The organism is Mycolicibacter sinensis (assembly GCF_001673565.1).
Lineage (GTDB): Bacteria > Actinomycetota > Actinomycetes > Mycobacteriales > Mycobacteriaceae > Mycobacterium > Mycobacterium sinense_C.
In genome coordinates this window covers 1-7,172 of the sequence record NZ_LZMF01000108.1, presented here as the reverse complement: position 1 = coordinate 7,172, position 7,172 = coordinate 1, and the positions used below count along the sequence as shown (strand labels likewise).

Annotated in this window: 2 protein-coding genes; both read left to right on the top strand. The window is 71.9% G+C overall.

Going from position 1 to position 7,172, the window contains the following annotated elements; all coding sequences use genetic code 11:
* A partial coding sequence (locus tag A5648_RS15825) for an SDR family NAD(P)-dependent oxidoreductase (RefSeq protein ID WP_131810581.1) occupies positions 1–2,940 on the top strand: 2,940 nt, incomplete at its 5' end.
* On the top strand, positions 2,940–7,172 hold a 4,233-nt coding region (locus A5648_RS15820; RefSeq protein WP_065025462.1), incomplete at its 3' end, for a type I polyketide synthase. The genes A5648_RS15825 and A5648_RS15820, both read left to right, overlap by 1 nt.

Below are 7,172 nucleotides of genomic sequence, written 5' to 3'. Positions count from 1 at the left end.
GCCAACAACGTGCGCCAACCCGCCCGGGTCAGCCAGGCCATCGGTGCCGCGGCGGAGAAGTACGGCACCTTCATCGAGATCAGCCCGCACCCGCTGTTGACGCACTCGATCATCGAGACGGTCGAGGCCGCCGCAGCCGAACCCGCGACGGTGGCGTCGACCCTGCGCCGGGGCGACGACGAAACGCTGAGCTTCCACCTTCAGCTCGCCGAACTGGGCTCCGGCGCAGACGGCACCATTGCCGCGGCCTTCGCCGAATTGCCCAGCGCCCCATGGCAGCACAGTCATCACTGGCTCGCTGCGCCCGCGCGGGCCGGCCAGGCACCCGATGTCCACCCGCTGCTCGGTGCGCACGTCGAGCTGCTCACCGGCCGCGACCACATCTGGCAGACCGACCTGAGCACCGAACTGCTGCCCTGGCTGGCCGAGCATCAGGTGCAGGGACAACCCGTGCTGCCGGCGGCGGTCCTGATCGAGATGGCCTTGGCCGCGGGCAGCCAAGCACTCGGCACACCCGTCGAGTCGCTCTCGGTGACCGGCTTGGCGATCGAGCAGCCGCTGGTGCTCGACGACGCGATGCAGATCACCACCCAACTCAAAGCGGACGCGCAGACCCGGATCGAGATCCACGCCCGGTCCGCCGGCGGGGCCTGGACGCGGTATGTGCTCGCCGAGATCGCACCGGCGGAGCAGGCGACCGAGGCGACCCCGGGGCAGAGCGTGCTCACGCTGCCCGACGACGTCGCCACCCATCCGGCCTACCACCTGCACCCGGTGCTGCTCGATGCCGCGCTGCGCCAACTGGCGGCAGCGATCCCCGGCGACGGCTCCGAAGACCTCGGTTATGCGCCGGCGGCGGTGGCCGCGGTGCGGGTTTTCGCACCGGCCGGACGTCAGGTGCGTTGCCACACCGAGGTGACCGGCAGCGACGACGGAGCCGCGGTGGGCCGGGTGCTGCTGACCGATGACGCGGGCGCCCCACTCGCCGAGCTCACCGGGATCGAACTGCGTCCGATCGACCCGCGCTCGCTGCGGGTGCCGCTGGAGCAGAAGATCTTCGCCACCGAGTGGATCGAGTCCGCGGCGCCGGAACCCGCCGATGCGGCCCCGGGCAGCTGGCTCGTGCTCGCGGAGCCGGACTCGGACACCGAGGGCGTCGCGGCGGCATTCGCCGCGCGGCTGGCCGCACCCGACCGCAAGGTCGTCACCGGCCCGTTCGCCGACCGGCCGGCACTGACCGAGGCCGTCGCGCAGGCCGCCGCCGATTCCGCGCACCCGCCGGCCGGGATCGTGGTGTTCCTGGCGCGGCAGAGCCTCAATGTCGCCGACCCGCAAGCGCTGGCCCGCGCCCGCGACCTCATCTGGACGGCGTCCACGGCTGCTCGCGCGGCCGTTGAGGCCGGGGCTAAAGGCGCGCGGCTGTGGCTGGTCAGCCGCGGCGGGCTGGCGGTCGCCGGCGGCGAGCCCGGCGACCCGGCCATCGGCGCCCTCAAGGGTGTGGTGCGTACCTGGCGGTTCCCCGGCGAGCTGGCCCGGGTGCTGGCCGACGAACCGGACCTGGCCGCCACCCTGGTCGATGTGGACCCCGCGGCCGACACCGAGTCCCTGGTCGCCACGCTGCTGGGCGAACTTCGGGCCCCGGTCCGCGACGATGTCATCGCCTACCGCGGGCAGCAGCGCCACATCGAGCGGCTCACCCGGGCCACACTCGCCGGAACCGGCGACACCCCGCGCGCCACCGTCCGCGCCGACGGCTCCTATCTGCTCACCGGCGGTCTGGGCGGGCTGGGCATCGTGGTGGCACGCTGGCTGGCGGCCCGCGGCGCCGGGCGGATCGTCCTCAACGGCCGCAGCGAGCCCTCTGAAGCCCAGCGCGCGGTGCTGGCAGAGCTGGCCGCCGACACCGAGGTGCTGTTCGTTCCCGGTGACATCAGTTCGCCGGGGGTGGCGCAACGTCTGGTCGCCGCCGCCGAAGAGACCAGCCGGCCGCTGCGCGGCGTCGTACACGCGGCCGGTGTGCTCGGTGACGGGCTCGTGACGGAAGTGACCCCGGAGAGCCTGGAGAGCGTCTGGTCGGCCAAGGCCGCCGGCGCGGCGCAGCTGCACGCCGCCACCGCGGACCGCGGGCTGGACTGGTGGGTGGGGTTCTCCTCGATGGCCGCCCTGCTGGGCCTGCCCGGCCAGCTCGGCTACGCCACCTCCAACGCGTGGCTGGACGCCCTGATGGCGTGGCGGCACGCGTCCGGCTTGCCGGCCACCGCCATCAACTGGGGCCAGTGGTCCGACGTGGGCCTCGGGCGCTCGATGACCCTCAGCGTTCTCGATCCGATCAGCCCCGATGAGGGCGTCGAGGCGCTGGACGCGGTGCTCGGCGCGGACTTCTCCCGGGTCGGGGTGGGACGGCTGCGCATCGACCGTGCGGTCGCCACCTCGCCGGAGTTCCGCGACCTCACCTTCTTCGAGGATCTGGTCGGCGAGGCCGCGACGTCCGGTGCTGCCGAGTCTTCGGGCAGCGGCGGTGCCGCAGATCCGTCGGCGGCCCCGGACTGGTCGCAGATCCCCGCGGACCAGCGACGTGACGAGTTGGTGGTCAGATTGCAGGCTATTCTTGCCCGCGAGCTCCGGACATCGGCGGCTGCGGTCGACGTCGACCAGCCGTTCCCGGAGATGGGCCTGGATTCGATGATCGCGATGACGGTTCTGAAAGAGACACAGCAGCTGGTGGGGGTGGATTTGTCGGCGTCAATGCTCTGGAATCACCCCAGCATTTCTGCTTTGGCGACCCATCTGGTGGGATTGTTGGCATCCCGGTACGCCCCCCAGGACGACGCAGCCCAAGATGACGGTCATCTGACGTTCGACTCCACCGGCGGTGTGCTGGACGAGTTGTTCGATCAGGTCGAATCGGCATCGACCGGGAGCGAGAGCGGTAGTTTTTGATGACGACGATCTTCAACAGGATGTCGGCGCTGCCGGCCGAGAAGCGCGACGAACTGAACGGGAAGTTCGAGAAGGCAGCGCAGACCACGGCCGCCGAACCGATCGCAGTGGTCGGCATCGGTTGCCGGCTGCCCGGGGGAGCCGCCGGTCCGGACGCCTACTGGAACATGCTCGCCAACGGCACCGACGCGATCGTCGAGGTTCCCGCGGACCGCTGGGACGCCGAGGAGTACTACGACCCGGACACGCTGGCGTCGGGCAAGATGTCGTCGAAGTGGGGCGGCTTCCTCACCGATGATGTGGCCGGGTTCGATGCTGATTTCTTCGGCATCTCGCCGCGCGAAGCCGAAGCCATGGACCCCCAGCAGCGGCTGATGCTGGAAGTAGCGTGGGAAGCCCTCGACCACGCCGGGATGTCGCCGGAGAAGCTGGCCGGCATCCGCGCCGCGGTGATGATGGGCATTTATTACACCGAATACCAAGGTATTTCGGGATCGAACCCGAACGCCATCGACGGATACACGGCCACCGGAACCGCCCACGCCGTGGCGGTCGGACGCATCGCCTACCTGTTGGGCCTGCGCGGGCCCGCGATCGCGATGGACTCGGCGTGCTCCTCGTCGCTGGTCACCATCCACATGGCCTGCCAGAGCCTGCGCATGCGTGAGAGTGACCTGGCCCTGGCCGGCGGCGTCAGCCTCATCCTGCGCCCCGAGACGCAGATCGCCATGGCCAAGTGGGGCATGCTGTCCCCGCGCGGCCGCTGCCACAGCTTCGACGCCGGCGCCGACGGCTTCGTGCGCGGCGAGGGCACCGGGGTCGTGGTGCTCAAGCGGCTCACCGACGCGATGCGCGACGGCGACCGGGTGCTCGCTGTGGTGCGGGGTTCGGCGGTCAACCAAGACGGCCGTTCCAACGGCCTGACCGCGCCGAACACCATCGCCCAAAGCGAGGTCATCCGCCAGGCGCTGCGCGGGGCGAACGTCCCGCCGAGTTCGGTGAACCTGATCGAAGCGCACGGCACCGGAACCGGTCTCGGTGACCCGATCGAGTTCGAGGCGCTGGCCGACGTGTACGGCAAGGGACCCGACCGCTGTGCGCTGGGCGCGGTGAAGACCAATATCGGCCATCTGGAGGCCGCCGCGGGAATCGCCGGCTTCATCAAGGCCGCACTGGCGGTACAGCGGGCCCAGATTCCGCCGAATCTGCACTTCTCCAAATGGAACCCATCGATCGACCCGTCCCCGACCCGGCTGTTCATCCCCACCGAGATGACACCCTGGCCGGCGGCCGAGGGCCCCCGCCGCGCCGCGGTGTCGTCGTTCGGGCTGGGCGGAACCAACGCGCACGTGGTGCTCGAGCAGGGACCCGACCTGGCTCCGGCACCGGCTCCGGCGGATCCGGTGAGCACGCTGGTGGTCTCGGGCAAAACCGAGCAGCGGGTGGCGGCCTGGGCCGCCACCCTGGCCGACTGGCTGGCCGGCTCCGGCGCCGCGGTGCCGCTGGCCGACATCGCCAACACGCTCAACCACCACCGCGGCCGGTACGCCAAGTTCGCCACCGTGTGCGCGCGCGACACCGAGCAGGCGTTGGCCGGGCTGCGGGCGGTCGCCGGCGGATATCCGGCGCCCGGCGTGGTCGGCACCCGCACCGCGCAGAGCGACCAGGGCGGCAAAGGCACGGTCTTTCTGTACTCGGGCCAGGGGTCGCAGTGGGCTGGTATGGGCCGTCAACTGCTGATCGACGAGCCGGCGTTCGCTGCCGCCGTTGACGAGCTGGAGCCGGACTTCGTTGCGCAGGTCGGGTTCTCGCTGCGCGGCGTGCTGGAATCCGGTGAACCGGTGGTCGGCATTGACCGGATCCAGCCGGTGCTGGTGGGCATGCAGCTGGCGCTGACGGCGTTGTGGCGCTCCCACGGGGTCGAGCCGGACGCGGTGATCGGGCATTCGATGGGGGAGGTGGCCGCCGCGGTGGTCGCCGGTGCGCTGAGCCCGGCCGACGGACTGAAGGTGATCGCCACCCGCTCGAAGCTGATGGCCCGGTTGAGCGGCCAGGGTGCGATGGCGCTGCTGGAGGTGGACGCCGAGGCGGCCGAGAAGCTGGTCGCCGAGCACGGCGGGATCACCGTGGCGGTGTACGCCGCCCCGCAGCAGACCGTGATCGCCGGCCCGCCCGATCAGGTCGACGCGGTGGTCGCGGTGGTCGACGCCCAGGGCAAGCTGGCCCGTCGCGTCGAGGTGGACGTCGCCTCGCATCACCCCACCGTGGACCCGATCCTGGGCGAGCTGGCCACCGCGCTCGCCGGCCTTGCGCCGTCGGCCCCGAAGATTCCGCTGATCAGCACGGTCGGTCAAGAAGGAACCGGCATGCCGGTATTTGATGCCGACTACTGGGTGCACAACCTGCGCAACCCGGTGCGGTTCAGCCAGGCCGTCACCGCCGCCGCGGCCGGTCACGCCACCTTCGTCGAGGTCAGCCCGCACCCGCTGCTCAGCCACGCCATCAACGGCAACCTGGAGTCGGCGCAGCCCGCCGGCGACCACGTCGTGACCGGCACCTTGCTGCGCGATCAGCCCGAGGCGCTGAGCTTCCACACCAACCTGGCGGCCGTCGCCCCGCCGCCGGCGGACGCGCCGCACCCCGACGGCGGCATCGGTCGCGCCGACCTGCCGCCGCGGCCGTGGCAGCACGTGCGGTACTGGGCGGGCGCGACCGCCGCCAACCGGCACTTGGCGGATGCGCATCCGCTGCTGGGCGTCCACGTCGAGCTCCCGGCCGGCCACGGCCACGTCTGGCAGGCCGACGTGGGCACCGACATCGTCGCGTGGATGGCGCATCACAAGGTGCACGGCCAGGTCGTGATGCCGGCCACCGGTTTCGCCGAGATTGCGTTGGCCGCGGCCGGCGAGGCCCTGGGCCTGCCCCCGTCGGCGGTCGCGGTGGACCGGGTCGAGGTCGAGCAGATGCTGCGGGTCGACGACCGCACCGAGGTCACGACCCGGCTGTTGCACGACGCTGATGGCTCCGACGAGTTGCGGGTCGAGGTCCACTCCCGCGCTCCCGGCGGCGCCTGGTCGCGCCACGCCGTCGCCCGGGCCGCGGCGGCGCAATCCGCCGCCCCGGCGCAACGTCCGGCGTCCGCCACCGGCGGTACCGCGCTGTCCCCGGCGGATCTGTACACGGCGCTGCGGCGCACCGGACTGCAGCACGGTCCGGCGTTCGCCGCGCTCACCCGCATCGTCCGCAAACCCGGCGGCGCCTCGGAAGCCGAGATCGTGCTGCCCGACGAGGCGACCGCGCACCGCGGCTACCGGATTCACCCGGTCATGCTCGACGCGGCCCTGCAGTGCCTGGCCGCCGCGCTGCCGGACGAATCGCTGAGCGGTGCCGAGGAAGCCACCTACCTTCCGGTCGCGGTGGAGACCATCCGGGTGTTCGGCGAAGTGGGCCGGCGGGCCCGCGGCTACGCCGAGGTGGTCAGCCACGACGACGGCGGCATCCTGGGGCGGGTCATCCTGACCGACGAGACCGGGGCGACGACCGCGGAGCTGTCCGGGATCTATCTGCAGCGGGTGCAGCGCCGCACGGTGCCGCTGCCGCTGACCCAGAAGATCTTCGACACCGACTGGATCGATGTTCCGGTTCCGGCGCAGCCCCCGGCAGCCGCCGACGGCAGCTGGCTGGTGCTGACCGACGGACCTGAAAGCGAAGCGCTGGCAGGCGATTTCGCCGCCCGGTTCTCCGCGGAGAGCCGCCGGGTCATCACCGCGGACCTGCGCAGCGAGCCCGCGGTGCGCGAGGCGTTCTCGCGGACCGCCGACGACCCGGGCCGGCCCCCGGTCGGCGTGATCGTCATGCCTGCCGCCACCCCCTTCGACGAGACCCCGGGCGATGCAGCTGTTCGAGGCCGCGATCTGGCCTGGTCGGTCGCCTCGACGGTGCGCACCATCGTCGGCGGCTGGCACGGCACCGCGCCACGGCTGTGGCTGGTCGGCCGCAACGGCTTGACCGTCGGTGCCGGCGAATCGGGCGACCCGTCGATCTCCGCCCTCAAGGGGCTGGTGCGGGTGCTGGCCTACGAGCACCCGGACCTGCACACCGGCGTGGTCGACCTGGACGCCTCGGCGGACCCGGTGGCGGCGCTGATCACCGAGCTGGGGCTGGCCAGCACCGACGACGTGGTGGCCTGGCGCGGGGAGAACCGCTACGCCGAACGCCTCAAGCGGGCCACC